The sequence below is a fragment of the Ilumatobacter nonamiensis YM16-303 genome, from assembly GCF_000350145.1.
Lineage (GTDB): Bacteria > Actinomycetota > Acidimicrobiia > Acidimicrobiales > Ilumatobacteraceae > Ilumatobacter_A > Ilumatobacter_A nonamiensis.
This window is the reverse complement of sequence record NZ_BAOL01000173.1, coordinates 1-26,305: the sequence shown is the minus strand read 5'-3', so window position 1 is coordinate 26,305 and position 26,305 is coordinate 1. Positions and strand designations below refer to the sequence as shown.

Genomic DNA, 26,305 nt, shown 5'->3' with positions numbered 1-26,305 from the left:
GTGAGATGTGAGACCGACGCCTGCGCTCACATCTCACCGGAAGGGGGTGTGGCGGACCAATCGGCGGGGCGGTGGTACTCCTGGAGGGAGCGGACGACCGGGGTGCCGTTCTGGCGCTCGGCGAGGCCCTGAGCCGCGGCGAGCGCGGCGGCGACCGTGGTGACGCAGCTGACCCGATGGAGGTTCGCGGCCTTGCGGATCGTCTCGCCGTCCTTGCGCGCCGACCGGCCTCGCGGCGTGTTCACGACGAAGCAGACCTTGTCGTCGGCGATCAGCTCGGGCGCGGTCGGGAGGGACAGCTCGCCATCCGAGCGCTCGCCGTCGTTGCCGACCTTGGCGACGATCTGGTCGACCGGCTGATCGAATCGTTCCAGGTACGCCGCAGTTCCGGCCGTCGCTGCGATGCCGAGGCCCAGCGCTCGCAGCCGCATCACGACCGCGAGGCCCGCGGGCTTGTCCCGATCGGCGAGCGACAGGAACACCATCCCCTCGTCGCTGGACACGGGGAGCACCGTGCCCGCCGCGAGTTCCGCCTTGTAGAACGCTCGGCCGAACGACGTGTCGATTCCCATGACCTCGCCCGTCGAGCGCATTTCCGGTCCGAGTGCCGAATCGACCTCGGGGAAGCGGGTGAACGGGAGCACGGCTTCCTTGACCGAGACGTGCGGCGGCGGTCCGTCGACTCCCCCACCCAGACCGTGGTGACCCCCGCCGACGGGGGGCTTCAGAAGTCCTTCGTCACGCAGCTCGGCGAGTGTCGCCCCGAGCATCACCCGCGTCGCGACCTTCGCCAGCGGGACGCCCGTCGCCTTGGCCACGAACGGGACGGTCCGGCTCGCTCGCGGGTTGGCCTCGATCACGTAGACCGTGGTTCCGGCCACGGCGAACTGCACGTTGATCAAGCCACGTACGTCGAGCCGCTTGGCGATCGCCGCGGTGTACGACTCGAGAACCTCGACCACCCAGCGGGGCAGGGTCTGGGGCGGAATCGCGCACGCCGAGTCCCCGGAGTGCACGCCGGCCTCCTCGACGTGTTCCATCACACCGCCGATCAGGATCTCACCCGTGTGATCGCGGATCGCGTCGACGTCGACCTCGGTGGCATCGCCGAGGAACCGGTCGACGAGCACGGGGCGTTCGGCCGACAGACCGCCTTCCTTCCCCAGCGATCCGAAACCGGCGAGCTCGCGCATGGCGTCGGTGAGTTGCTCGGCGTCGTGCACGATCTGCATCGCGCGTCCACCGAGCACGTAACTGGGCCGGACGAGCACCGGGAAGCCGACGTCGTTCGCGATCGCGAGCGCCTGGTCGAGGTCGACCGCCGTTCCGCCGGGTGGCTGGGGAATGTGCAGCTCGTCGCAGATCTGGTTCCAGCGCTCACGGTCCTCGGCGGCGTCGATGGAGTCCGGAGATGTCCCGGCGATGAGGTCGAGCGGAATCTCACCCGCCAATTTCAGCGGCGTCTGGCCGCCGAGCGACACGATCACCTTGTGCGGCCGCTCCGCCTCGATGACGTTGAGCACGTCCTCCTTGGTGAGCGGCTCGAAGTACAACCTGTCGGACGTGTCGTAATCGGTCGACACCGTCTCCGGATTGCAGTTGACCATGATCGTCTCGTACCCGGCATCGCGCAGCGAGAACGAGGCGTGGACGCAGCAGTAGTCGAACTCGATTCCCTGTCCGATCCGGTTCGGACCCGAGCCCAGGATGACGACCTTCGTGCGGTCGGACTCGCGGACCTCGCTCTCGTCCTCGTAGGTCGAGTAGTGGTACGGCGTCTCGGCGGCGAACTCGGCGGCGCAGGTGTCGACGGTCTTGTACGTCGGCAGTACTCCGGCCACGATCCGCGCATCACGGATCTCACTCTCGTCACGGTTCCACAGATACGCCAGCTGACCGTCCGAGTACCCGAGCTGCTTCGCCCGCTTCCAGCTGCGCTTCGTCATCCCGGCAATGCCCGTCGTCGCCAGTGCGACCCGTTCCTCGACGATGAGTGACATCTGATCGAGGAACCACAGATCGATCCGGTTCGCCTCGTGGATCGTCTCGATCGGAACGCCACGCCGAATCAGATCGGCGACCTGCAGGAGTCGGTCCGGCGTCGGGATGGTCGATGCGACGAGGAGTTCGTCGTCGGTCATCGACTGGTACTCCTCTTCTCCGGGATCGCAGTTCAGGCCCAGCCGACCCTGCTCCAGCGAACGCAACGCCTTCTGCAGGCTCTCGGGGAACGTGCGCCCGATCGACATCACCTCGCCGACCGACTGCATCTGCGTGCCGAGCACGCCCGAGGTACCCGGAAGCTTCTCGAACGCCCATCGTGGGATCTTGGTGACGACGTAGTCGATGACGGGCTCGAACGACGCAGGAGTCGATGAATCCTGCGTTGCCGTGATGTCGTTGGGGATCTCGTCGAGCGTGTAGCCGATCGCGAGCTTCGCCGCGATCTTGGCGATCGGGAAGCCGGTCGCCTTCGACGCGAGCGCGGAGCTTCGCGACACGCGCGGGTTCATCTCGATGACCACTTGGCGGCCGTCGACCGGGTTCACCGCGAACTGGACGTTCGATCCTCCGGTCTCCACGCCGACGCGACGGATGCAGGCGATCGCCGCATCGCGCATGGTCTGGTACTCGACGTCGGTGAGCGTCTGAATCGGCGCCACCGTGATCGAGTCGCCGGTGTGCACGCCCATCGGGTCGACGTTCTCGATGCCGCAGATGATCACGCAGTTGTCGGCGTGATCACGCATCACCTCGAGTTCGTACTCCTTCCAGCCGACGATCGACTCCTCGACGAGGATCTCGCTGATCGGGCTCGCCTCGAGACCGGCGGCAGCCATCTTCTCGAACTCGGCTTCGGTCGAGGCGATTCCGGTGCCCCGGCCGCCGAGGATGTACGCAGGGCGGATCATGATCGGCAGGCCGATCTCGCCCATCGCCTCGTGTGCCTGCTCCATCGTGTGGGCGATCTGCGATCGGCAGGACTCGAGTCCGATCTCGGTCATCGCGTCCTTGAACTTCTCGCGGTCCTCGGCGGTGGCGATCGCCTCGGCGTTCGCACCGATCATCTCGGGCGTCCCCGGCACGCCGATGAGGCCGCGCTCGAAGAGTTCCATCGCGATGTTCAGGCCGGTCTGGCCTCCGAGCGTGGGCAACACCGCGTCGGGTTGCTCCTTGTCGATGATCGCCGAGACGACCTCCCACGTGAGCGGCTCGATGTAGGTCGCGTCTGCGAAGTCCGGGTCGGTCATGATCGTCGCCGGGTTCGAGTTGGCGAGGATCACACGGAATCCCTCGTCCTTGAGGACGCGACACGCCTGGGTTCCGGAGTAGTCGAACTCGCAGGCCTGGCCGATCACGATCGGACCGGAACCGATGATGAGGATCGAGTGGAGATCGGTGCGACGAGGCATCAGTGCACCGCCCGCGAGTCGTTCATCAACTCGGCGAACTGTGTGAAGAGGTAGTTCGCGTCGTGCGGTCCGGGGTTCGCTTCGGGATGGTGCTGCACGCTGAAGGCGCGCTCGTCGGCGACCGCGAGCCCTTCGCACACTCCGTCGTTCAGGTTCACGTGGGTCATCTCTGCATTCGTGGGGAGGCTGCTCGCATCGACCGCGAAGTTGTGGTTCTGGCTGGTGATCTCGATGCGCTCGGTCGCAAGGTTCTTCACGGGGTGGTTCGCGCCGTGGTGTCCGAACGGGAGTTTGACCGTGTCGGCACCGATCGCTCGCCCGAGCAACTGATGTCCGAGGCAGATCCCGAAGATCGGCACCGTTCCGAGCAGACCGCGAATCGACTCGACGGCGTACGGCGCCATCTCCGGATCACCGGGTCCGTTCGACAGGAAGACTCCGTCGGGCTCCATGGCCAGGATGTCGGCGGCACTGGTATCGGCGCGGACGACGTCGACGTGGCCGTACTTCGCCAGGCTGAGTGCGATGTTGCGCTTCATGCCGAAGTCCACGGCGACGATGCGACGGCGATGGTCGGGGTCGACCGCGGGAACCGAGTAGCCGACCGGCGTGGTGACCGTGTGGACGAGGTCGACGCCGTCGGTGCCCGGTTCGGCTTGCGCCGCGGCGACGAGTTCGTCGTAGCCGGCCGCTCCGAAGGCACCGGGAATCGCGCCGTGGTCGCGGACCAGGCGGGTGAGCCGCCGCGTGTCGACACCGGCGATGCCCGGCACACCCTGCTGAAAGAGCATCGAACCGAGGTCGGCCTGGGCGCGAAAGTTGCTGTGGCGGCGGGCGAGGTCACGCACGACGACGCCGCGACAGAACGTGCCGACCGACTCGAAGTCGGTCGCGTTGATTCCGTAGTTGCCGATGTGGGGATACGTGAAGGTGATGATCTGGCCGGCGTAGCTCGGATCGGTGATGATCTCCTGATAGCCGCTGAGCGAGGTGTTGAAGACGACTTCACCGGTCGCGATCGGCACCGGAGCGCCGATCAGATCTCCTTCGAACACGCTTCCGTCGGCGAGGACGAGCTGGCCCTCCGTCGGTTTCCTGGGATCGGTTTCCGCATTCATTTCTGGGCGACTCCATCTTTCACTGTCGGCACACCGTTCAGGATCGTGTGCTTCACTTTCCCGCGCAGCGGGACGCCGACATAGGGGGTGTTGCGGGACTTGCTGGCGAGCCGGGCAGGGACGACCTCCCACTCCTCGGTGGGGTCGAACACCGTGAGGTTGGCGGGCTCGCCGGCCTCGATCGGGCGCCCGTGGGCGTCGCCGATTCCGGCGATCGCGGCAGGCTTCCACGACAGCGCTCCGACGACCGTGGCGAGGTCGGTGTCGAGGTGGGCAATCGCCACCCCAAGGGCGGTTTCGAGCCCGAGCATCCCCGGCGGCGCCTGGTCGAGCGGTTGTTCCTTCGACTCCGACACGTGCGGTGCGTGGTCGGTGGCGAGCGCGTCGATCGTGCCGTCGAGGAGACCTTCACGGACCGCTTCGACGTCGTCCATCGTGCGCAGTGGTGGGTTGACCTTGTAGATCGCGCTGTAGCTCCGGAGCAGTTCGTCGGTGAGGCTGATGTGGTGTGGCGTGGCCTCGGCCGTGACCGGGAGTCCGTCGGCTTTGGCCATTCGCACGAGTTCGACGCTGCGAGACGTCGACAGGTGGAGGAAGTGTGCGGGCGCACCGGTGAGGCGCACCAACTCGATGTCGCGATGCACCATCAGTTCCTCGGCGAGCGACGGCCATCCGGGAAGCCCGAGATGGCTGCAGCAGTCACCCTCGTGCATCACCGCTCCCCCGGTGAGGCGCTCGACCTCACAGTGCTGCGCCATCGTCACGTCGAGGCCCAGCGCGTACTCGAACGCCCGCCGCATGAGCAGCGGGTCCTGGACCCCGTTGCCGTCGTCGGTGAACAGCTTGACCCCGGCGGCGGCCAGCTCGGCGAAGGGCGTCAGCTGTGTTCCCGCTCGACCGACGGTGATCGACGCCGACGGGTGGACGTCACAGAGTCCTGCTGCCTGCCCCTGGCGACGGACGAACTCCACGACGCTCACGCAGTCCTGCGTCGGGTCGGTGTTCGGCATCGCCACGACCGCCGTGTATCCACCCAGGGCCGCCGCGCGGGAACCCGTTTCGATCGTCTCGGCCTCCTCGCGGCCCGGCTCGCGCAGGTGCGTGTGCAGGTCGACGAATCCGGGAGAAACCACGAGCCCGGATGCGTCGATGAGATCATCGCCATCGATCGATTCGAGGTTCTCGCCCACCTCGGTGATCGCTCCGTCCTCGATCCTCAGGGCGCCGCCACGCCGGCCGTTCTGGTCGAGCAGCGTCGCTCCGGTGATGAGCAGGCTCATGTGGTGGGTCCTTCGGTGAGGGACTGCTCCGGCGACTCGGCCGACAGCAGGTCGAACAGAACGGCCATCCGCACGGCGATGCCGTTGGTGACCTGTTGCGTGATGAGCGCTCCCGGGAGTTCAGCGGGATCGACCGCGACCTCCACCCCCCGGTTCATCGGGCCGGGGTGCATCACCAGCGTGTGCGGTGCCAGGCGCGCGGCCCGTTCCGGTGTCAATCCGAAGCGCGCGGTGTACTCACGGAGATTCGGGACGAGCGCCTCGTTCATCCGCTCCTGTTGCATCCGCAGCATGTACAGGACGTCGACGCCACCGTCGCGGTCCAGGACCGCGTCGATGTCGTTCTCGACGTGCTCGTGGACGACGGGTGGGAGCAACGTCCGCGGTGCAACCCAGGTCACGTCGGCACCGAGCGCCGTGAACGCAGCCGTGGTCGAGCGAGCGACGCGGCTGTGCTTGATGTCGCCGACGATCGCGACCCGCAGCCCGTCGAAGCCGTCGGGCCGGTTGAGTGCAGTCCGCACGGTGTAGGTGTCGAGCAGGCCCTGCGTGGGATGCGAGTGCCAGCCGTCGCCGGCGTTGATCACCGCGGCGTTGGTCCACCCGTCGACGAGCCAGGGGGCTCCGGTCGACTTGTGACGAATGACGAACGCGTCCACACCCATCGCGGCGATCGTCTCGATGGTGTCCCGCAGGCTCTCGCCCTTGTTGAGGCTCGATTGCGACACGGCGAACGTCATCGTGTCCGCAGAGAGTCGCTTGGCAGCGGTCTCGAAGCTCAACCGGGTCCGCGTCGAGTCCTCGAAGAACACGCTGCACACGGTCTTGCCGCGCAGCGCCGGCACCTTCGGGTTCGGCCGCCGGTTGACCTCGGCCATCGTGTCGGCCAGATCGAGGATCCGCTGCACGCCCGCGGTCCCCAGCTCCTCGATCGACAACAACGACCGACTCATCGCGCTCCCCCCGCTACGTGACGGGTCTGACCCGTTACGTAACACTTCATGAGATGACCACGCCGTCGACGGTGACGGTGACGGTTTCGTCGCCGCTCGTGGGAAGGTTCTTGCCCACGTAGTCCGGCCGGATCGGCAACTCGCGGTGACCCCGATCGACCAGGACCGCGAGCTGGACCGCCTTCGGGCGTCCGTAGTCGCCGAGTGCGTCGAGAGCGGCTCGAACGGTGCGGCCGGTGAAGAGGACATCGTCGACGAGCACGATCGTCGCTCCGTCCACATCGCCCCCGACGTCGCTCACCGCGGCCGGGCTCACGGGGCGGAGACCGATGTCGTCCCGATAGAGCGATGCGTCGATCGATCCCACGTGGATCGACTCGCCGATCCGGGCGATCTCGCTGCCCAGTGCGTCGGCCAACCAGACACCACCGGTCTGGATCCCGATCAGGACCACGCCGTCGAGGCCCTGGTTGCGTTCGATGATCTCGTGTGCCATCCGGGTGGTGGCCCGGCGCACGTCGTCGGGTGTCAGGACCCGCTTGTCTGCCATTGTTTCCTCTCCGTTCGAGCCTCTCGGGACTCGCTTCACGGTCAGGACTGCAACGTAGCAGCACGAAGCGGGTTCGACGAAGGGCGTGGAGAGACGCCCGTGGAACCGACGTGCACACGAGGTCTACGCTCGATGCCATGAACGATCTCGTGATCCGCAACGCCGAACTGGTGGACGGAAGCGGGGAACCGGCGCGGCGATGCGACGTCTCGGTCGAGGGCGGGACGATCGCGTCCGTCGACGACCCGGGAACCGCCGATTCCGCCCGCCGCGAGATCGACGCCGACGGCCTCCTCCTGACCCCGGGTTGGGTCGATGTGCACACCCACTACGACGCGCAGGCATCGTGGGATCCGTATCTCACGCCGTCGTCGTGGCACGGGGTGACCACCGCCGTCATGGGGAACTGCGGAGTCGGGTTCGCTCCCGCGGCACCCGATCGTCATGAATGGCTGATCGAGCTGATGGAGGGCGTCGAGGACATCCCCGGCTCGGCGATGACGGAGGGCATCACGTGGGACTGGGAGTCGTTCGAGGAATTCCTCGACGCGCTCGACGCCCGTCACTACGCGATCGACCTCGGCGCCCAGATCGCCCACGGACCGGTCCGCGGCTACGTGATGGGCGACCGCGGTGCCGACAACGAGCCTGCGACGCCCGACGACATCGCGGCCATGTCGGCGATCGTCGAGTCCGGTCTGCGCGCCGGAGCGCTCGGCTTCTCCACCTCGCGCACTCCACTCCACCGATCGCTGTCGGGTGAACTCGTTCCCGGAACCCACGCGGGAGCCGACGAACTGATGGGGATCGCCGACGCCCTCGGCCGCGTCGGACACGGCGTGTTCCAGTTCGCCCCCGACCACGTCGACGTCCCCACGACCGAGATGCCGTGGATGCGCGAACTCGCGCGACGGACCGGGCGCACCGTGAGCGTGAACCTCAACCAGCCGAACAGCGCTCCCGATCTCTGGCGTGACGTGCTCGGCCTCCTCGACGAGGCCAGCGCCGACGGCCTCGACATCGTGGCGCAGGTCGCCGGCCGCGTGGTCGGTCTGTTGATGTGCCTCGAAGGCAGTTTCAATCCACTCGACTTCCACCCGGCGTACGGGCCGTACTCGGCACTGCCACTCGATGACCGGGTCCGCGCGCTGCAGCAACCGGAGCTCCGCGAAGCACTCCGCGCAGAGCCCGACGACGGCGGCCTGTTCCGGACGGTGGTCCTCGACAAACTCGATTCCTGGTGGGCGGTCGACGACGGCGACATCGACTACGAACCCGCCGCCGACGACTCGATCGCGGCGGTTGCGCAACGGACCGGCGCCCACCCCATCGATCTGATCGTCGACCAGCTCTGTGCGCACGACGGGCACGGGATGATCCTCACGCCGTTCTTCAACTACGCCTACGGCGACCTGTCGTTCCAGTACGAAGCCCAGCAGCACCCTTCCACCCGGATGGGTCTCGCCGACGCCGGCGCACACTGCCGGGTGATCTGCGACGGCGGAACGCCGACGTTCATGCTGACCCACTGGACTCGCGACCGTCGTCGTGGTCCCACCCTGCCGCTCGAGCACGTGATCCACCGCCAGACCCGTCAGACCGCCGAACTGTACGGGCTCCGCGACCGCGGTCTCGTGGCACCCGGGATGCGCGCCGACCTCAATCTGATCGACTACGACCGCCTGACGTTCGGTCCGCCCCGGATGGCGTACGACCTGCCCGGAGGTGCCCGCCGCCTGGTCCAGAAGGCCGACGGCTACGTGGCCACCTTCGTCGACGGTGTGCAGACGGTCGACCACGACGAGTTCACCGGCGAACTCCCCGGGCGCCTCATCCGCGGACCCCGCTGAGCAATGCCCCCAGCGAAGTGTTTCAGTCGGGTGACGAAGGGAACGTTCGTCGGATGAAGAACACACTCAGCACCAAGCTCCTCGCCACCGCGGCCGTCGGCGCCCTCGCATTCGGCGGCGCCGCATGCTCGAGCGACGACCAGGACGACGTGGACGACGTCGTCGACAACGTGGAGGAAGACGTCGGCGACGTGGTCGACGAAGTCGAAGAAGACGTCGACAATGTCCAGGAAGACGGCTGATCCGATTCATCGATCGAGAGATGTTTCAGTTGCGTTACGACGGGAACAGTGATCGCCATGAGGAACACACTCAGCACCAAAATCATCGCCGCCTCCGCAGTCGGAGTGCTCTCACTGGGCGCCGCGGCCTGCTCCAGCGACGATGACGGCAACGACGACGACCCCATCGAGGACGTCGGCGACAGCATCGAGGAAGGCGTCGATGACGTCGGCGACGAAATGGAAGAGGAAACCGACGACGGCTGATTCAGCCGAGCGTTGTCCGTTGGTGACCGTCACCAACGGACATTCTCGTCAGTCGACTCGAGGGATGATCCGGAGGCCGAGTTCTTCGACGGCCTTCGGATCTCCCGCGGTCGGGCTGTTGGTCATCGGGTCCTGACCGGACTGGGTCTTCGGGTACGCGATGACTTCGCGGATGTTGTCCTCTCCGGCGAGGATCGCCACGAGTCGATCGAGACCGAACGCAAATCCGCCGTGCGGAGGCGCGCCGTACTCGAACGGGTTGAGGAAGAACCCGAACTTGCGCTCGGCCTCCTCGTCGCTGATCCCCAACCCTGCGAACACGCGCCGCTGGAGTTCCGGCTCGTGGATTCGGATCGATCCGGATCCGAGTTCCCAACCGTTCAACACGAGGTCGTACGCGATCGAGCGGACCGACATGGGATCCGACTCGAACTTGTCGACGTCGTCCGGATGCGGCATGGTGAACGGATGGTGACCCGACTTCGGGTTCCCGGTCTCCTTGTCCCGACCCACGAACAGCGGGAACTCGACGACCCACACGTAGCGGTAGGGGCCCTGGTGGACGGGCGGGCGGCCGATCTCGTTGCGGAGCATTCCGAGAACCTCACACGTCGGTTCCCAGTCGTCGGCAACGATCAGCACGAGGTCGCCGACGGCGGCGTCCATCGCTGCGGCGAGCCCGGCGACCTCGTCGTCCGAGAGGAACTTCGCGACCGGTGAATCGAAACGAACCCCACCGTCGTCGCCGGCCACCGCCTTCATCCACACCAAGCCCTTGGCGCCGGCGCCCTTCGCCTTGTCGGTCAGCTTGTCGAGCTGGTTGCGGCCGTACTCGTCCGCTCCTCCGTCGACCTTGATGCCCTTGATCGCTTCGGCCCCGGCGAACGCCTTGAACTCGGTCGAGGCGAACGCATCGGTGAGCTCGCGCAGTTCCATTCCGAACCGGAGGTCGGGCTTGTCGATCCCGAACCGGTTCATCGCGTCGCGCCACGTGATCCGCTCGATCGGGTCGGGCCGCTCCCCCGTCACCGCTTCGGCGGCGTCGAGCACCGATGCCGACACCGCTTCGAGCACGTCGTCCTGGTCGACGAAGCTCATCTCCATGTCGAGCTGCATGAACTCGTACTGTCGATCGGCGCGCAGGTCCTCGTCGCGCAGGCAGCGCGCGATCTGGTAGTAGCGGTCGACACCGCCGACCATCAGCAACTGCTTGAACAACTGCGGCGACTGCGGCAGCGCGTAGAACGAACCCGGCTCCTTGCGCGACGGCACCAGGAACTCGCGAGCGCCTTCCGGCGTGGATGGCACGAGCATCGGCGTCTCGACCTCGACGAAGCCCTGGTCGGCCATCGAGTTGCGGACGGCCGCGTTGACCGCGGAGCGGATCCGCAGGTTCTTCTGCATCCGTTCGCGACGGAGGTCGAGGTACCGGTACTGGAGACGGATGTTCTCGTCGACGTCGTCTGCGCGGGCATCGATCGGGAACGGGGGCGGAGTTGCGGTGCGCAGGATCTCGACCTCGCAGTCGCCGATCTCGATCTGGCCGGTCGGCAGGTTGTCGTTGATCGTGCCCTCGGGGCGCTCTCGAACGACGCCGGTGATCCGCAACACGTACTCGCTGCGCACGTCGATGTCGTCGTTGATGACGCACTGGACGATGCCCGAGTGATCGCGCAGGTCGACGAACGCGAGGTGTTCGCCGTGTTCACGACGTCGACCGACCCAGCCGCACACGCTCACCGTGTCGCCGATCTGGTCCGGGCGCAGGTCGCCACAGAGGTGGGTTCGCATCGAGGTGGAGCTCATCGCAGGTTTCTCAATTCGTGTTGCAGGTGGGAGATCAGGTCGGTTCGAGGAATGGTCTGTTGCTCGCCGGCGTCGCGTGCCATCGGTTTGACGACGACCGTGTTGTTCGCATCTTCGTCCTCACCGACGATCAATGCGAAGGCTGCGCCGGACCGGTTGGCGAGCTTCATCTGGGCCTTCATGCTGCGGTTGTCGTACCCGCGATCACCAGCCAGTCCGGCGGCGCGCAGCTCGGCGGTGACCTCGACGGCTGCTCCCCCGCCGACGACGTCGACCACGAAGGCGTCCAGGCGACGGTCGTCGGACGCGAACACGCCTTCGTCCTCACAGGCCAGGAGCGTGCGGTCGACGCCGAGCGCGAAGCCGATCCCCGGAGTGGCCGGACCGCCGAGAGCTTCGACGAGTCCGTCGTACCGGCCGCCGCCTCCGAGCGCGTTCTGCGCAGAGTCGAGCGTGGCGCCCTGGAACTCGAAGATCGTGCGTCGGTAGTAGTCGAGCCCGCGCACAAGTGTGGGTTCGACCTCGAAGTCGATGGCGAGGCGGTCGAGTCCGGCGCACACGGTGGCAAAGTGTTCCGCTGCCTCGGCCGAGTAGAACTCCGAGATCTTGGGGGCCGTGGCGATGGCCCCGGCGTCCTGCTCGCGCTTGGAGTCGAGCACCCGGAGCGGGTTCTTCGTCAGCGTCGCCCGACTCTGCTCGCTGAGATCGCACTGCTCGAAGTGCTCGGCGAGTGCTTCGACGTAACGCGCGCGGTCCTCGGGTTCACCGAGGCTGTTGACGATCAGCTTCACGCGGCGGAGGCCGAGCCGTTGGAAGAACTCCGACGCGAGGGCGATCACCTCGACGTCGAGATTCGCGTCGTCGACACCGAGCACCTCGACTCCGACCTGGTCGAACTGGCGGAACCGGCCGCGCTGCGGCTTCTCGTAGCGGAAATTCGAACCCGTGTACCAGACCTTCCATGGGACCGTCGGGCGATGCTGGGCGAACGAGCGGCAGACGGCCGCCGTCATCTCGGGACGCAATGCGACCTGACGGCCGCCGAGGTCCTCGAATGCGTACATCTCCTTGGTGACCACGTCGGTCGCGTCACCGATCCTCGTGAAAACGCCGATGTCCTCGAGCAACGGGGTGATGATCTGGCCGTATCCCGCCGCCTCGACGACCTCGGCGAACACACCGTTCAACCGCCGCCACCGAGCACTGTCGGCCGGAAGGATGTCCCTCATGCCGGGACTGGTCTGGAAGGCGGGCACGGCCGATCAGGCTACCCACGGGCCTGCGGCATCGCCGCAGACGATTGCCCTGCGCTACGTGTTCACGGCACGGGCGGGAGTCCGAGCTCCGCCGCCCGGGACCGTGCGGTACGCGTCGTACACCGAATCGATCCCCTTGATCCGGCTGATCACCGAATCGAGGTGCGTGCCGTTCGCCAGTTCGAACTCGAAGCGCATCTTCGCCTCGCGGTCGGCGCTGGTGATCGTCTCGCAGGACATGATGTTCACCTTCTGCTCGACCAGCGCGCTCGCGACGTCGGCCAACAACCGTGACCGGTCGAGGGCGACGACTTCGATCCCCGCGGTGAAGGTGTTCTCGAACTGCCCCTCGCCGTCCCAGTCGACCTCGATCATCCGGGTCGCCTGCTCCTCCATGAGGGCATATGCGTTCGCACAGTCGGAACGGTGGACGCTCACCCCGCGCCCGCGCGTGACGAATCCGGTGATCTCGTCACCGGGAACCGGGGTGCAGCACTGTGCGATCCGGACGAGCATGTCGTCGAGGCCCTCGACGTGGATCCCGACGGCCTGGCGGTGGCCGTCCCGGCGCTCCCGGCGCGGCCGATCGATCGTGGCCGGGAGTTGGACCTCCTGCTCGCCGGTCCGATACCCGCGTGCCACCCGCTGCGCCACGCTGCGTCCGGAGACGTGGTGTTCACCGACCGCCGCGAGGAGTGCCTCGAGATCGACGTAGCTCATCTCGGTGACCACTTCGGCCAACTGCTCGGATTTCCAGACCTGTTGGACCGGGAGTCCTTCGCGCCGGAACTCGTCGTGCAGTTCGTCGCGGCCGGCCTCGACCATGTCGACGCGACGTTCGCGACTGAACCACTGCCGGATCTTGTTGCGCGCTCGCGGCGACGCGACGAATCCCAACCAGTCCTGGCTCGGCCCAGCGGTTTCGACCTTCGAGCAGAAGATCTCGCAGGTGTCACCCGACTGCATCACGTGATCGAGACCGACCAGGCGACCGTTGACCTTCGCCCCGATCGTCGCGTGGCCGACCTCGGTGTGCACCGCGTATGCGAAGTCGACGGCGGTCGACCCGACCGGGAGGCTGATCACACGTCCCTTCGGCGTGAAGACATAGACCTCGTCCTGCTCGAGGTCGGTCTTCAGGCTCTGCATGAACTGCGCCGGGTCGCTGACCTCTTCCTGCCAGTCGATGATCCGGCTCAGCCAGTCGACCTCGTTCGGCGTCCCGCCGGAACGATCCTTGTAGGCCCAGTGAGCGGCGACACCCCACTCGGCACGCTGATGCATCTCGGTGGTGCGGATCTGGATCTCGATCGGCTTGCCCGACGGGCCGACGACGGTGGTGTGCAGGCTCTGATACAGGTTGAACTTGGGCATCGCGATGTAGTCCTTGAACCGCCCGACCACCGGTCGCCAGCGGCCGTGAATACATCCCAGTGCGGCATAGCAGTCCTTGGTCGTCGGCACGACGACGCGGACGGCGACGAGATCGAAGATGTCGTCGAACTCGAGGCCCTTGACGACCATCTTCTCGTAGATGCTCCAGAGGTGCTTCCCGCGGCCCGTGACCTCGGCGTCGATCTTCAGCTCGGCGAGCCGGTGACGAACCTCGGCGACGGTCTTGGCGAGGTACACGTCACGTTCGGGCGTGCGAACCCGCACGAGGTGGTCGAGTTCGGCGAACCGCTTCGGGTGCAGCGACGCGAACGACAGGTCCTCGAGCTGTTGTTTCAGGCCCTGCATGCCGAGGCGGTGCGCCAGCGGAGCGTAGATGTCGAGCGTCTCCTGCGCGATCCGCTGCTGTTTCTCGAGCGGCATCGCGGCGATCGTTCGCATGTTGTGCAGCCGGTCGGCCAGTTTGATGACGAGCACCCGCAGGTCCTTCGCCATGGCGACGAGCATCTTGCGCATCGTCGCGGCCTGCTGCTCCTCACGACTGTCGAAGCGGATCCGTTCGAGCTTCGTGACACCGTCGACGATCTCGGCCACCGGTGCACCGAACTCGCGCTCGACGTCCTCGACGGTGATCTCGGTGTCCTCGACCGCGTCGTGAAGCAATGCGGCGGCGACCGAAATCTGGTCGAGTCCGATCTCGGCGACGATCTGGGCGACGGCGAGCGGGTGGTTGATGTAGCTCTCGCCGCTCTTGCGCATCTGCGAACGGTGGGCGTCGGAGGCGACGCGGTACGCACGGTTGATCTCGCTGATCGAGGCCTTGGGGTGCCGGCGCCGATACGCGCCGAGCAGCGGCGCCAACTCACCGGAGGCGTTCGAGAACCCGGGTGACGACGAACTGTGTCGCCGCCAGGGAAGAACTCGGTCGACGGTCGCCACGATGCCTCAGCCGTAGTGCAGGAGCGAGCGGACCAGACGCTCGCCCAAGCGGGATCGACCGTTCAGGTCGTCGAGTTCGAGCAGGAAACCCAGCCCCGCGATCACACCGCCCAGGGTCTCGACGAGGGTGGCGGTGGCAGCAGCGGTTCCGCCCGTTGCCAGGACGTCATCGACGATCAGAATCCGTTCGCCGGTGTGGATTGCGTCGCGGTGGATCTCGAGCTTGTCGGTGCCGTACTCGAGGTCGTACTCCTCGCGGACCACCGCCCACGGAAGCTTGCCCGGCTTGCGGACCGGGACGAAACCGGCGCCGATCCGATAGGCGACGGCGGCACCGAAGATGAAGCCGCGTGACTCGACGCCGACCACTCGGTCGACCGTCACGTCGGCGAACTCCTCGACGAGACCATCGACGGCCGACGTGAAGCTCGACGAATCACCGAGCAGCGGTGTGATGTCCCGGAAGTTCACACCTGGCGTGGGGTAGTCCGGAATCTCTCGCACCTTGTCGCGGAGCTTGTCGTGCCGACCTGCCATGTCCGAAGGATATCGCTCGGGCCGGACCGCGCCGCGTTCGCCGGATGCGCTCAGCGCTTCTTCTTCTTGCGTGGACGAGGCGGGTGCGTCAGGATCCGCTCGGCCGGACGGTGCACCGCTGCGGTCTTCTCGGCGTCGACGTGATCGTCGTCCTCGTCGCCCCCGTCATCGGCCTGGAGATCGGATTCCGATCCGATTCTCCCGCTCACGCCGGCACCGACCACTGCCGCACGCAGAGCCTCGCCGGTCAGCCGCTCGCGCCGCGACTTGCGTTTCGAACTCGAGCGCAACGTCGCGAGCAGCGGGGACGCCACGAAGATCGACGAGTAGACACCCGCGATCATGCCGACCAGGAGCGCCAACGCGAACTCGCTCAGGGCGACGGCCCCGAGCAGGCCCGCGCCGACGACGAGCAACGAGATCACCGGCAGGATCGACGAGATGCTCGTGTTGATCGAGCGCATCAGCACCTGGTTCATCGAGATGTTGACGATGTCGGGGTACGGCATGCGGACCCCCGCGTACTTCCCCTCGTTCTCCTGCACACGGTCGAACACGACGATCGTGTCGTACAACGAGTAGCCGAGAATCGTGAGGAACGCGATCACGGTCGCCGGGGTGACCTCGAACTGGAACACGGTGTAGACGCCGACGGCGACGAGCAGGTCGTGGGCCATGGCGGCGAGCGCGGCGATCGCCATCCGCCATTCGAAGCGGATCGAGATGAAGATCGCGACGATGATCAGGAAGATGACGAGTGCGCGGACGGCCTTGTCGGTGATGTCATCGCCCCACGACGGGCTGGTGAACTCGAAGCTCAGATCGTCGACGCTCGTCCCCGACGCGTCGGCGAAGTCCTGCGTGAGGGCTTCAGCCTTGTCGTTGGACACCACCTCGATCTGGATTGCGACCGACGAACGGCTCTCGGCCTCGCGCAGCTGGATCTTCGAACTGGCGACCGACACGTCGTTCTCGACGAGTACGTCCTCGGCCTCGTCGACGCCGAACGTCTCGCTCGCCGGGACCTCCCACGCCTGACCGCCTTCGAAGTCGATGCCGAGGTTGAAGTCCTGCACGGAGAGCGACACCACGGTCACGATGACGACCACGATCGCCACGAACATGCCGATGCGGCGATGACCGTAGAAGTCGATCGCGGTCTGGCCGCGATAGAGCCGGCCCGGGCCGGTGGATGCGATGTGGTCGGGACGGGTCACTGCACCACCTCCAGGCCGAACGCCTTGCGACCGGCCATGAACTTGCTCCGCGCCAGCAACAGCACCGCGGGACGGGTGAAGAAGAAGCAGACGAACAGGTCGCAGAGCGTCGTGATCCCGAGGAACAGTGCGAATCCGCGGACCGAACCGACGCTCAACGAGAACAGAATCGCGGCACCGATGACCGACACCAGGTCGGCAGACCAGATCGTGCGCCACGTCATCTTGAAGCTGCGCGGGGCCGCGTTCTTCAGTGTGCGTCCGTTGCGGATCTCGTCCTTCATCCGCTCGAAGAACACCACGTAGCTGTCGACGGTGACACCGACCGCGACGATGATGCCGGTGATTCCGGCGAGGCTGAGCGAGTAGTTGGTCGCGCTTGACACGAGCGCAGCCACGCTGTAGACGGTGAGCCCCCAGATCGTCATGCCCCCGATGATCACGAGCGCGATCCAGCGGTAGTACGCGAGCAGGAAGGCGAGCACGAGGGCGACGCCGATCAGACCGGCGATCACCGAGGCGCGCAAGGATTCCTGACCCGCTGCCGGGGAGATCGTCTGCGATTCCTGGGCCACCATCTCGACCGGGAACGCACCACGGTTGAGGATGTTGGCGAGGTCCTGCGCTTCGGATTGCGTGAACTCACCCGTGATCGACACGGCGCCATCGAACGCCGGTTGGTTGACCGACGGTGCCGACTGGATGACGTCGTCGAGCACGATCGCGAGCTGACCGTTCGAACCCGGCTGGGTACGGGGGCAGATCGGGGTGCCGTTGAAGCACTGTTCGGCCAGGCGGTTCCACGTCGTCTCGCCCTCTCCACCGCGGAGTTCGACATTGACCTGAAAGCCGAACTGGTTGTCGACGAACGCGCTCTGACGTTCGAACACCTCGCCCGTTCCGTCGGAAGGGCCGACACAGAGCGGCTGGCCGTCACGGGTGATCAACAGCTCGGCGCCCGTCGGGGACTGGAGCTCGGACAGATCGAGGTCGTCCGGGAGATCAGGCAGCGGAACCGTGTCGGGAACCGGTTCCGTGCTCGGCGTGGTGTCGGGCGTGCGCGCCGGGCGCAGACCGACGGTGTCGTCCGGAACCTGGACCTCCGCGGGCGGCTCGGGTGCGAACACGCCGAGCGTCGTCGGAGGTGCCGTGGGGTCGGCACTCACACCGTCGGGAGCGGCCTGCTCCTCCTCCGGAGTGCACTGTGCGAACTCGACGACCGGTCGCAGCTCCACGATGCCGGAGACGTCGACCGCGTCGAGTGCCTGCTGTTGATCTTTCACGCCCGGAAGTTCGACCACGATCGTCTCGCCCTGAACGCGGACGTTGGGTTCGGCGATGCCGGTGCGCTCCAGTTCGTCACGGATGAGGTCGCGGACGACCGTCAGGTCCTCTCCGCTCGCGTCGTCAGCAGGTTCGAGGATGACGCTCGCGCCGCCCTGCAGGTCGAGACCCAGCAGCGGCGCCGTTCCCGTGGCGAGGTTCGCGATGAACACGCCAAGGATCACGATCGTCGTCGCCAGCAACGACGACCAGAGCCGGCGCTTCATCAGTCGCCGTCGACCGAGTTCTTCGAATCGATGTCCTCGTCGGCGTCGTCGACCTCATCGGTCGGCTCGACGTCTTCCGCGCTGGTGTCGATCTTGCCCTGCACCGACCCGCGCGCGATGCGCACCTGTACGTCGTCATCGATCTCGAGCCAGAACCGGGTCGGTCCGTCCTCGCCCGTGATCGTGCCGACGATTCCGGCCGCCGTCAGGACCTCATCGCCCACGCTGAGCTCGGATTGCAGTGCGGCGGCTTGCTTCCGGCGCTTGCTGTTCGGACGAATGATCAGGAAGTACATCCCGACGAGCATCAGCGGGAGCAGCAGGAACGAGAAGATGCTGCCGCCCCCTTCGTCGGATTGAGCGATGATGGAGAGCAGATTGGTCATGGCGGCAGCCGATGCTATCCCCAGACATCCAGCACGCCGCGGCGCAACTCGTGGAACGTTCCGGCGGCGATCGCCGAGCGCATCTGGTTCATCAGGTCGATCGTCCACGCGATGTTGTGGATCGAGAGCAATCGTGACGCCGTCGGCTCACCGACCTGGAGGAGGTGGCGGATGTAGCCGCGGCTGTGGCGGGCACACACCTCGCACGGGCAGTTCGCGTCGAGAGGTTCGTCGAGTTCGGCATGACGCGCCGCCTTGGCCTGGAAGCGGCCGGTCGACGTCAACGCGGTGCCGTGACGGCCGAGACGTGTCTGCATCACGCAGTCGAACTGGTCGACGCCGAGGCCGACCGCTTCGACGAGCGACGCCGGATCACCGACACCCATGAGGTAGCGCGGCCGGTCGGGTGGGAGGTGCTCGATCGCCGCAGCGAGCGCGGGAAGCATCTCATCTCGGGTCTCGCCGACCGAGAGTCCGCCGATGCCGTAGCCGTCGAAGCCGATCTCGACCGTCCGCTGGGCGCTCTCGGCGCGCATCGTCTCGGAGATCCCACCCTGCACGATGCCGAACAGTGCTTGATCCACACGCGTGTGCGCCTGTTTGGCCCGCGCCGCCCACGCCGTGGTCCGCTCGAGTGCCTGGCGGACCACGTCGGCGGAACTGGGCAGTGGCGGACACTGGTCGAGCACCATCTGGATGTCAGCCCCCAGTTCCTGCTGGACTCGCACCGCGTCCTCGGGAGTGAAACGCACGGTCGAGCCGTCGTACGTGCTCTTGAACGTGACGCCGTCGTCGTCGACCTTCGGGTCGAGCGAGAACACCTGGAAACCGCCGGAATCGGTGAGGGTGAGCCCGCCCCATCCGGCGAAGCGCCCGAGTCCACCGAACCGTTCGATCAGCTCCGACCCGGGCCGCAGCATCAGGTGATACGTGTTGCCGAGCACGATCTGGGCGCCGATCCGCTCGTAGTCGGCGGCGCTCAGGTACTTGATCGCGCCTCGGGTCCCGACCGGCATGAACAGCGGCGTGGTGTACGACCCCGTCGCGGTGACCGCGGTCCCGGCGCGCGCCGCCCCATCACTGGCGTCGGTGGTGAACTCGACCGGATGCACCGCCGCGACGGTACCGCCCCACCCGCCTCAGCCATCGTTTGTGTTGCACTTGTGGTCCCCCGGGCAGCCACAAATACAACGCAAACGGGAATGGCAGCGGTGTCAGGGCAGGCTCACGCGTGACGGTCGAGGAGCATCGCGTCGCCGAAACTGAGGAAGCGGTAGCCCTCCTGCAGGGCGATGTCGTAGAGAGTGCGCCAGCGGTCGCCGACGAAGGCGTCGATCATCATCAGCAGCGTCGTCTTGGGGAGGTGGAAGTTGGTCAGCAGCACGTCGACGACCTGCCAGTCGAACCCGCGGTGGATGAACAGGTCGGTTCTCCCGGCGAGTTCGCCGCGGGCCGCAGCCGACTCGAGGGCCCTCACGGCGGTGGTGCCCACGGCGATGACACGGCCCCCTGCCGCCCGGGTCTCGAGACACGCGCTCATCGTCGACTCGGGGACGCGGTAGCGCTCGGTGTGCATCGGGTGATCGAGTGGGTCGTCGGTGCTGATCGGTTGGAACGTGTCGAGACCGACGACCAACTCGACCGTCGCCCGTGCGATGCCCAGGTCGTCGAGGCGGGTGAAGAGCTCGGGGGTGAAATGCAAGCCGGCGGTGGGCGCTGCCGCCGATCCCGGCTCGTTCGCGAATACGGTCTGGTACCGGTCGGGATCGTCCAGGCGCTCGCCGATGTAGGGCGGGAGCGGCATCTCGCCGAGACGATCGAGGGTGAGCAACGGGTCATCGTCGCCGAGCAACTCGACCTCGAACGTGTCACCGGCTGCGGTCCGGTCCCCCATCCGCACGACACCGGTCCCGTCGATCGACAACACCTCACCGGGTCGCACCTTGCCACCGGGGCGCACCAACGCTTCCCAGCGTCGCCGTTCGGCGTCGAGCGCTTCGAGCAACAGCGCCTCGGCCGCTCCTCCGGTCGATCGCTGGAGCCGGAGCCGGGCAGGGATGACCCGGGTCTCGTTCAGGACGAGCAGATCTCCGGGACGCACGATCTCGTCGAGATCGGCGACCACCCGGTGTTCGACCGCTCCCCCGCCGAGATCGACGAGCAGACGTGAGTGGTCACGAGGTTCGATCGGAACCTGCGCGATCCGTTCGGACGGCAACGAATAGTCGAAGTCGGAGAGCTGCACGATCCACTGCCCGTCAGGCGTCGAAGAGGCGTTGTTCGGAACGGTCGGCCGCGGGCGGCCGCATCCCGATGTGTTCGTACGCCGCTGCGAGCGCGATTCGGCCCCGCGGTGTGCGCGCGATCATCCCCTGGGTGATGAGGAACGGCTCGTACACGTCCTCCACCGTCTCGGGCTGCTCGCCGACGCTGATCGCGAGCGTGGACAAGCCGACCGGTCCGCCGCCGAACTGTTTGCACAGGTTCGTCAGAATCGCTCGGTCGACCTTGTCGAGTCCGCGGTCGTCCACGCCGAACAGTGCGAGTCCCTCGCTCGCCACGTCGGCGGTGATCGCTCCGTCGGCGCGCACCTCGGCGAAGTCTCGCACCCGCCGCAGGAGCCGGTTCGCGATCCGCGGAGTGCCACGCGAACGCCGCGCGATCTGTTGGGCACCGTCGGTGTCGATGTCGATCTCGAAGATTCCCGCCGCACGTTCGACGATCATCCGCAGTTCATCGGTGTCGTAGTAGTCGAGACGGGCGACCAGGCCGAAGCGGTCACGGAGCGGACCGGTGATCATCCCGGTGCGGGTGGTCGCCCCGACGAGGGTGAACGGCGGCATCGTGAGTCGGATGCTCGAGGCGGCCGGCCCCTTCCCGACGATGATGTCGAGCTGGAAATCCTCCATCGCCGGATAGAGGATCTCCTCGACGGCTCGCGAAAGACGGTGGATCTCGTCGATGAACAGCACGTCACCGTCTTCGAGCTTCGTGAGGATCGCGGCGAGATCTCCAGCCCGTTCGAGAGCCGGGCCGGACGTGACGTGCAACTGCACGCCCATCTCGGTGGCGATGATTCCGGCCAACGTGGTCTTGCCCAGGCCGGGAGGACCCGCGAAGAGCAGGTGGTCGACCGACTGGCCGCGCTTGCGCGCCGCCTCGAGCACGATCTGGAGGTGCTCCTTGAGCTCGCTCTGACCGACGAACTCGTCGAGTGCCTGCGGTCGCAGGCCCGCTTCCGCGTCGAGCTCGGGCGTCAGCGGCTCGCCCTCCGGGTCACGGTCGGAGTCACGCATGTTCGGATCGAGGAACTCCTCACGCACGCTTGGCTCCCAACGACTTGAGCGCATCACGCAACAGCGTTGCGCTCGGCGCATCGCTCGGAAGATCACGCAACACGTCTCGGATCTCGTCGGGCCCGTAGCCCAAGCCGGTGAGCGCCTCGCGCACGTCGGCCACGGCCGAACTCGACACGTCGCCCCCGCCGTCGAGCATCGGCACCGACAACCGGTCCCGCAGTTCGACGAGCAGCCGCTCGGCGGTCTTCTTGCCCACACCGGACACCAGCGTCATCGCGCCGATGTCGTTGTTCGACACGATGTCCACCAGTGCCGCGGGCGGATGCGTGGCCAGCACCGCCATCGCGAGGGTCGGCCCGACGCCGTTGGTCTTGATCAGGTGGTGGAACGTGATCCGCTCGTCCTTGGCGCGGAAACCGAACAGCGACTCGGCGGTCTCGGTGACGTGGTGGTGGATGTAGAGGAACGTCTCGGTGCCGGGCTCGAGCTCCGCGAGCGTGCGTTCGGTGACGTTGACCCGGTAGCCGACCCCCGCGACCTCGACCAACGCGGTGCCGTCGAGCTCGCGTTCGAGCACCTCGCCGCGCAACGACCCGATCATCGGACCGCCGCCTGGCGTTGCTGGCGTCCGATCGGCGACATCGAGAGGTGGGTGAGCGCAAGTGCGGCGGCGTCGGCGGCGTCGGCCGGCTTGGGCAGGGTCGAGAGCTTGAGTCGTGCTTGCACCATCTTCTGGACCTGTTCCTTGCCGGCGCCGCCCCATCCCGCCACGGCGTCCTTGACCTGATTCGGCGTGTACTGGATCACTTCGCACCCGGCGATCGCCGCCTCGGCCAGCGCGAGCCCACTCGCCTGGCCCGTCGCCATCGCCGTTCGCACGTTGACCTGGAAGAAGACCTGCTCGACGGCCACGACATCGGGCTCGAACTCGGCGATCAACGACGTGAACTCCATCCTCAGCGTGGCCAACCGGGTGGCCAACGGATCGGAAGCGGGTGTACGAATGACGCCCATCGACACCGCCCGGACGTTCGACGGACCTCGACCGTCGACGACGGCGTACCCACAGCGGGTGAGGCCGGGGTCGATGCCGAGTACACGGGAAGCGAACACAGGTTCGTACCGTATCAGCTCAGTTTCCGCAGTTCAGCGACCAGTTCCTTGACCGGTCGGAACGTCAGTCCCGCGATCGCTCGGTGTGCGTAACGGACGATGCCGTCGGCGTCGATGATGAACACGCTGCGCCGCGGGAAGCCGATCGGACCGAGCGTCCCGTACCTGCCGGCGACCTCCTTGTCGACATCGGCGAGGAGTGGGAACTGGAAGCCATGCTTGTCGGCGAAGGCGTCGTGGCTGCCGATGTCCTGCGCGGAGATCGCGACGATCTGCGCATCGAGTTCCTCGAACTGTTCGAGGCCGTCGTTGTAGCTGTTCAACTGGCGCGTGCAGACCGGGGTGTCGTCGCCGGGGTAGAAGATCAACACCAGCGGCTTGCCGGCGAAATCGGCCAACGAATACGTCGAGTCGTTCGTGCCCGGCAAGGTGAAGTCGGGAGCGCGGTCGCCGATCGACAGGCTCATTCGGCGGCCGCCGTTTCCATCAGTTCGTCGCTGATGTCGAAGTTGGAGAACACGTCCTGGACGTCGTCGTTGTCCTCGAGTGCCTCCATGATCCGCAGGATCGCCTTGGCGTCCTTCAACTCGGTGACCTCGATCAGGTTCTCGGCGACCATCGGTGAATCCGCCGAGACCGTCTCGATGCCGGCCTCCTCCAGCTTCGCCTTGACGTCGTACACATCCGACGGGTCGGTCATGATCCGCCACGCGTCGCCCTGCGCGACGATGTCGTCGGCGCCGGCATCGAGTGCAGTGAGCATCACGTCATCCTCGGCAATTCCATCGACGGTGATGATGACGCCGCGACGTGCGAACTGCCACCCGACGGCGCCGGGCTCGGCCATCGAGCCCCCGAGCTTGCTGAACACCTGACGGACGTCGGCGCTGATCCGGTTGCGGTTGTCGGTCAACACGTCGATCAGGAGCGCGACGCCGCCCGGCGCGTATCCCTCGTACATGATCGTCTCGTACTGGACCGCGTCGCCGCCCTCGCCCGAACCACGCTTGATCGCCCGATCGATCGCGTCGTTGGTCATACTCGCGGACTTGGCCTTCTGGACCGCCGTGCGCAAGGTCGCGTTCATGTCCGGGTCGCCGCCGCCCTTGGCCGCGACCTCGACCTGACGGGCGAGTTTGGCGAAGAGCTTGCCGCGCGCCGCGTCGGCGGCACCCTTCTTGTGCTTGATGGTTGCCCACTTGGAATGGCCCGACATCGCAGCTCCTTCTCAGCTCGGGGACTCGATCGATTCGACGAACATCGCGTGCAGTCGCCCGTCGGGCGTCAGCTCCGGATGGAACGACGCCACCGTACAGCTTCGCTGCCGCAGGAGAACGGGGACCCCATCGTGGCACGCCAGAATCTCCACCTCGTCGCCCACCCGCTCGACGATCGGTGCACGGATGAAGACCGCTCGGAACGGGTCGTCGAAGCCGCTGACGTCGAGGTCGGATTCGAAACTCTTGAGCTGTCGCCCGTAGCCGTTGCGCCGAACACCGACGTCGATCGCTCCGAACGAACGTTGATCGGGCCGGCCGTCGAGTACTTCGGTCGCACAGATGATCATCCCGGCGCAGGTACCGAACACCGGTAGACCGTCGCCGATCGCGGAACCGAGTGGCCCGAACAGGTCGTTCGTGCGCAACAGGTGCGACATCGTCGTGCTCTCGCCACCGGGCATCACCAGCGCATCGACGCGGGCGAGTTGGTCGGCGGTGCGTACGGCTGGCGCGTCGACGCCGAGTGCGGTGAGACGATCCTGATGAGCGGCGAAGGCTCCCTGGAGAGCCAGAACGCCGACGATCACCAGCCGCGCTCGGCGTACCTGGTGTCGATCTCGTCCATCCCGATGCCGGTCATCGGCGCGCCGAGGCCGCGGCTGACCTTGGCGAGGATGTCAGGATCCTGGAAATGGGTCGTCGCCTCGACGATCGCCTTCGCCCGTGGGGACGGGTCGTCGGACTTGAAGATCCCGGAGCCGACGAACACCGACTCGGCGCCCAACTGCATGGCGAGCGCGGCGTCGGCCGGTGTGGCCAGCCCGCCGGCGCAGAACAGCGGCACCGGGAGCTTGCCGGTCCGGGCGATCTCCTGGATCAGCGGGAGTGGGGCCTGGAGACGCTTCGCCCACTCGAACAGCTCGGCCTGGTCGGACTGGGTGATGCGCTTCATGTCACCGATGATCGAGCGCAGGTGACGCACGGCCTCGACGACGTTGCCGGTACCGGCCTCACCCTTCGAACGGATCATCGCGGCGCCTTCGGAGATCCGCCGCAGCGCCTCGCCGAGATTCGTCGCTCCGCACACGAACGGGACGTCGAACGCGAACTTGTCGATGTGGTGCGTTTCGTCGGCCGGGGTGAGGACCTCGGACTCGTCGATGAAGTCGACGTCGAGCGCCTGCAGGATCTGCGCTTCCACGAAGTGTCCGATGCGGGCCTTGGCCATGACCGGGATCGAGCACACCGACTGGATTCCCTCGATCATCTCCGGGTCGCTCATGCGCGCCACACCGCCATCGACCCGGATGTCGGCGGGAACGCGCTCGAGTGCCATGACGGCAACCGCACCGGCGTCCTCCGCGATCTTCGCCTGGTCGGGGGTGACGACGTCCATGATGACGCCGCCCTTCATCATCTCGGCCAGGCCGCGCTTCACTTCGAAGGTGGCCGTCACCGTGCCGGTTTCGCTCATGTCGTCAGCGTACTTCCGGATCACCGATCAGCGGATGGTGAGTTCCGTGCTGATCAGGTCAGGATCGACGTTCCCGTTGTACTCGGCCAACTCGATCCAGGTGTTTCCCGGCGTGAGCAGCACCGGAGGGCCGTTCGTTCCGGCCGTGAACCGGATCGGCTCGGTGTTGTCGTCACGTGACCACGTGGCCTTGAGGTACTGGCCATTGCTGAAGATGATGGCCTGGCCGGCAGCGACGGTCTGCGCCTCGGGTGAGTTGCGGTCGATCGAGCTCGGCAGGTAGGTCGCGATCAGGACGACCACGTTCGTCGCGCTGATCTGGCCGTTCGCGACGTCCATGTGCGGGCTCCCGGCCTGCGAGCGCATGAACGCGCCCTCGTCCGCGTTCCAGTCCCATTGCACGAGGTTGCTGCGCATCGGCAGGTCGAGCCCCTCGACGGGAGTCCACCCCTCGACCTCGTCGC

The 26,305-nt window shown here is 66.6% G+C and carries 25 protein-coding genes; 3 read left to right on the top strand and 22 right to left on the bottom strand.

The window, feature by feature from the left end; translation table 11 throughout:
- Nucleotides 1-26: 26 nt before the first annotated feature.
- Genes carB through pyrR form a run of 5 tightly spaced genes read right to left on the bottom strand, consistent with a single transcriptional unit; the run spans nucleotide 27 to nucleotide 7,314 of the window.
- Entirely contained in the window at nucleotides 27-3,413 is a 3,387-nt protein-coding gene (gene carB, locus ON45_RS15355) for a carbamoyl-phosphate synthase large subunit (protein WP_040494882.1), read from the bottom strand.
- Nucleotides 3,413-4,531, bottom strand: a complete 1,119-nt coding sequence (carA, locus tag ON45_RS15350) for a glutamine-hydrolyzing carbamoyl-phosphate synthase small subunit (RefSeq protein ID WP_040494881.1) — start codon at nucleotides 4,529-4,531, stop codon at nucleotides 3,413-3,415. Before carA ends, carB begins: the two co-directional genes overlap by 1 nt.
- Entirely contained in the window at nucleotides 4,528-5,811 is a 1,284-nt protein-coding gene (locus ON45_RS15345; protein WP_040494880.1) for a dihydroorotase, read from the bottom strand. The genes carA and ON45_RS15345 overlap by 4 nt, the downstream gene beginning before the upstream one ends.
- Nucleotides 5,808-6,764: an aspartate carbamoyltransferase catalytic subunit gene (locus ON45_RS15340; protein WP_040494879.1), complete on the bottom strand. Its 957-nt coding sequence runs from the start codon at nucleotides 6,762-6,764 to the stop codon at nucleotides 5,808-5,810. Before ON45_RS15340 ends, ON45_RS15345 begins: the two co-directional genes overlap by 4 nt.
- A gap of 46 nt (nucleotides 6,765-6,810) precedes the next feature.
- Nucleotides 6,811-7,314, bottom strand: a complete 504-nt coding sequence (pyrR, locus tag ON45_RS15335; RefSeq protein WP_040494878.1) for a bifunctional pyr operon transcriptional regulator/uracil phosphoribosyltransferase PyrR — start codon at nucleotides 7,312-7,314, stop codon at nucleotides 6,811-6,813.
- Between the two features lie 137 nt (nucleotides 7,315-7,451).
- Between pyrR and ON45_RS15330 the strand changes: the two genes are divergently transcribed.
- Genes ON45_RS15330 through ON45_RS15320 form a run of 3 tightly spaced genes read left to right on the top strand, consistent with a single transcriptional unit; the run spans nucleotide 7,452 to nucleotide 9,652 of the window.
- Nucleotides 7,452-9,164: an N-acyl-D-amino-acid deacylase family protein gene (locus ON45_RS15330; RefSeq protein WP_040494877.1), complete on the top strand. Its 1,713-nt coding sequence runs from the start codon at nucleotides 7,452-7,454 to the stop codon at nucleotides 9,162-9,164.
- A 53-nt stretch (nucleotides 9,165-9,217) separates the two neighbouring features.
- Nucleotides 9,218-9,406 (top strand): hypothetical protein, encoded by a 189-nt coding sequence (locus ON45_RS15325; RefSeq protein ID WP_040494876.1) that lies wholly within the window; start codon nucleotides 9,218-9,220, stop codon nucleotides 9,404-9,406.
- A 57-nt stretch (nucleotides 9,407-9,463) separates the two neighbouring features.
- Complete coding sequence (locus ON45_RS15320; RefSeq protein ID WP_148288716.1) at nucleotides 9,464-9,652, top strand: hypothetical protein; 189 nt, start codon at nucleotides 9,464-9,466, stop codon at nucleotides 9,650-9,652.
- Nucleotides 9,653-9,700: 48 nt separating this feature from the next.
- Here ON45_RS15320 and aspS read toward each other — a convergent pair whose 3' ends face one another.
- The 17 genes from aspS to ON45_RS15235 form a co-directional block, all read right to left on the bottom strand.
- Complete coding sequence (gene aspS / locus ON45_RS15315; RefSeq protein ID WP_040494874.1) at nucleotides 9,701-11,458, bottom strand: aspartate--tRNA ligase; 1,758 nt, start codon at nucleotides 11,456-11,458, stop codon at nucleotides 9,701-9,703.
- On the bottom strand, nucleotides 11,455-12,714 hold the full coding sequence (gene hisS / locus ON45_RS15310) for a histidine--tRNA ligase (RefSeq protein ID WP_148288715.1): 1,260 nt from the start codon (nucleotides 12,712-12,714) through the stop codon (nucleotides 11,455-11,457). Before hisS ends, aspS begins: the two co-directional genes overlap by 4 nt.
- A 54-nt stretch (nucleotides 12,715-12,768) precedes the next feature.
- The gene (locus ON45_RS15305) at nucleotides 12,769-15,045 is read right to left on the bottom strand and encodes a RelA/SpoT family protein (protein WP_051063153.1); all 2,277 of its coding nucleotides are present in this window, start codon (nucleotides 15,043-15,045) and stop codon (nucleotides 12,769-12,771) included.
- Between the two features lie 6 nt (nucleotides 15,046-15,051).
- Entirely contained in the window at nucleotides 15,052-15,582 is a 531-nt protein-coding gene (locus ON45_RS15300) for an adenine phosphoribosyltransferase (RefSeq protein WP_040494872.1), read from the bottom strand.
- 50 nt (nucleotides 15,583-15,632) lie between these two features.
- Nucleotides 15,633-16,799, bottom strand: a complete 1,167-nt coding sequence (gene secF, locus ON45_RS15295; RefSeq protein WP_051063152.1) for a protein translocase subunit SecF — start codon at nucleotides 16,797-16,799, stop codon at nucleotides 15,633-15,635.
- Nucleotides 16,796-18,349, bottom strand: coding sequence for a protein translocase subunit SecD (secD, locus tag ON45_RS15290; RefSeq protein ID WP_040494871.1), 1,554 nt, complete (start codon nucleotides 18,347-18,349; stop codon nucleotides 16,796-16,798). The genes secF and secD overlap by 4 nt, the downstream gene beginning before the upstream one ends.
- The gene (yajC, locus tag ON45_RS15285; protein ID WP_051063151.1) at nucleotides 18,349-18,735 is read right to left on the bottom strand and encodes a preprotein translocase subunit YajC; all 387 of its coding nucleotides are present in this window, start codon (nucleotides 18,733-18,735) and stop codon (nucleotides 18,349-18,351) included. Before yajC ends, secD begins: the two co-directional genes overlap by 1 nt.
- A 14-nt stretch (nucleotides 18,736-18,749) precedes the next feature.
- Nucleotides 18,750-19,847 (bottom strand): tRNA guanosine(34) transglycosylase Tgt, encoded by a 1,098-nt coding sequence (tgt, locus tag ON45_RS15280; protein WP_040494870.1) that lies wholly within the window; start codon nucleotides 19,845-19,847, stop codon nucleotides 18,750-18,752.
- A 113-nt stretch (nucleotides 19,848-19,960) separates the two neighbouring features.
- Nucleotides 19,961-20,980: a tRNA preQ1(34) S-adenosylmethionine ribosyltransferase-isomerase QueA gene (gene queA / locus ON45_RS15275; RefSeq protein WP_040494869.1), complete on the bottom strand. Its 1,020-nt coding sequence runs from the start codon at nucleotides 20,978-20,980 to the stop codon at nucleotides 19,961-19,963.
- A 13-nt stretch (nucleotides 20,981-20,993) separates the two neighbouring features.
- Nucleotides 20,994-22,031 (bottom strand): Holliday junction branch migration DNA helicase RuvB, encoded by a 1,038-nt coding sequence (gene ruvB / locus ON45_RS15270; protein ID WP_040494908.1) that lies wholly within the window; start codon nucleotides 22,029-22,031, stop codon nucleotides 20,994-20,996.
- A gap of 19 nt (nucleotides 22,032-22,050) precedes the next feature.
- Entirely contained in the window at nucleotides 22,051-22,635 is a 585-nt protein-coding gene (gene ruvA, locus ON45_RS15265; protein ID WP_040494868.1) for a Holliday junction branch migration protein RuvA, read from the bottom strand.
- Nucleotides 22,632-23,147, bottom strand: a complete 516-nt coding sequence (gene ruvC / locus ON45_RS15260; protein WP_040494867.1) for a crossover junction endodeoxyribonuclease RuvC — start codon at nucleotides 23,145-23,147, stop codon at nucleotides 22,632-22,634. The genes ruvA and ruvC overlap by 4 nt, the downstream gene beginning before the upstream one ends.
- Before the next feature lie 14 nt (nucleotides 23,148-23,161).
- On the bottom strand, nucleotides 23,162-23,614 hold the full coding sequence (locus ON45_RS15255) for a peroxiredoxin (protein WP_040494866.1): 453 nt from the start codon (nucleotides 23,612-23,614) through the stop codon (nucleotides 23,162-23,164).
- Nucleotides 23,611-24,363, bottom strand: coding sequence for a YebC/PmpR family DNA-binding transcriptional regulator (locus tag ON45_RS15250; protein WP_040494865.1), 753 nt, complete (start codon nucleotides 24,361-24,363; stop codon nucleotides 23,611-23,613). Before ON45_RS15250 ends, ON45_RS15255 begins: the two co-directional genes overlap by 4 nt.
- A 12-nt stretch (nucleotides 24,364-24,375) precedes the next feature.
- Nucleotides 24,376-24,954, bottom strand: a complete 579-nt coding sequence (gene pdxT, locus ON45_RS15245; protein WP_241432219.1) for a pyridoxal 5'-phosphate synthase glutaminase subunit PdxT — start codon at nucleotides 24,952-24,954, stop codon at nucleotides 24,376-24,378.
- On the bottom strand, nucleotides 24,951-25,841 hold the full coding sequence (gene pdxS, locus ON45_RS15240) for a pyridoxal 5'-phosphate synthase lyase subunit PdxS (RefSeq protein WP_040494863.1): 891 nt from the start codon (nucleotides 25,839-25,841) through the stop codon (nucleotides 24,951-24,953). Before pdxS ends, pdxT begins: the two co-directional genes overlap by 4 nt.
- A gap of 27 nt (nucleotides 25,842-25,868) precedes the next feature.
- A partial coding sequence (locus ON45_RS15235; protein ID WP_040494862.1) for a DUF3048 C-terminal domain-containing protein occupies nucleotides 25,869-26,305 on the bottom strand: 437 nt, incomplete at its 5' end.

Excerpts from the sequence above, each read along its gene's own strand:
- carB (WP_040494882.1), bottom strand. The coding sequence starts at position 3,413 with ATGCCTCGTCGCACCGATCTCCACTCGATCCTCATCATCGGTTCCGGT.
- carA (WP_040494881.1), bottom strand. The coding sequence starts at position 4,531 with ATGAATGCGGAAACCGATCCCAGGAAACCGACGGAGGGCCAGCTCGTC.
- ON45_RS15345 (WP_040494880.1), bottom strand. The coding sequence starts at position 5,811 with ATGAGCCTGCTCATCACCGGAGCGACGCTGCTCGACCAGAACGGCCGG.
- ON45_RS15340 (WP_040494879.1), bottom strand. The coding sequence starts at position 6,764 with ATGAGTCGGTCGTTGTTGTCGATCGAGGAGCTGGGGACCGCGGGCGTG.
- pyrR (WP_040494878.1), bottom strand. The coding sequence starts at position 7,314 with ATGGCAGACAAGCGGGTCCTGACACCCGACGACGTGCGCCGGGCCACC.
- ON45_RS15330 (WP_040494877.1), top strand. The coding sequence starts at position 7,452 with ATGAACGATCTCGTGATCCGCAACGCCGAACTGGTGGACGGAAGCGGG.
- ON45_RS15325 (WP_040494876.1), top strand. The coding sequence starts at position 9,218 with ATGAAGAACACACTCAGCACCAAGCTCCTCGCCACCGCGGCCGTCGGC.
- ON45_RS15320 (WP_148288716.1), top strand. The coding sequence starts at position 9,464 with ATGAGGAACACACTCAGCACCAAAATCATCGCCGCCTCCGCAGTCGGA.
- aspS (WP_040494874.1), bottom strand. The coding sequence starts at position 11,458 with ATGAGCTCCACCTCGATGCGAACCCACCTCTGTGGCGACCTGCGCCCG.
- ON45_RS15300 (WP_040494872.1), bottom strand. The coding sequence starts at position 15,582 with ATGGCAGGTCGGCACGACAAGCTCCGCGACAAGGTGCGAGAGATTCCG.
- secD (WP_040494871.1), bottom strand. The coding sequence starts at position 18,349 with ATGAAGCGCCGGCTCTGGTCGTCGTTGCTGGCGACGACGATCGTGATC.
- yajC (WP_051063151.1), bottom strand. The coding sequence starts at position 18,735 with ATGACCAATCTGCTCTCCATCATCGCTCAATCCGACGAAGGGGGCGGC.
- ruvB (WP_040494908.1), bottom strand. The coding sequence starts at position 22,031 with ATGCGTGACTCCGACCGTGACCCGGAGGGCGAGCCGCTGACGCCCGAG.
- ruvA (WP_040494868.1), bottom strand. The coding sequence starts at position 22,635 with ATGATCGGGTCGTTGCGCGGCGAGGTGCTCGAACGCGAGCTCGACGGC.
- ON45_RS15255 (WP_040494866.1), bottom strand. The coding sequence starts at position 23,614 with ATGAGCCTGTCGATCGGCGACCGCGCTCCCGACTTCACCTTGCCGGGC.
- ON45_RS15250 (WP_040494865.1), bottom strand. The coding sequence starts at position 24,363 with ATGTCGGGCCATTCCAAGTGGGCAACCATCAAGCACAAGAAGGGTGCC.
- pdxS (WP_040494863.1), bottom strand. The coding sequence starts at position 25,841 with ATGAGCGAAACCGGCACGGTGACGGCCACCTTCGAAGTGAAGCGCGGC.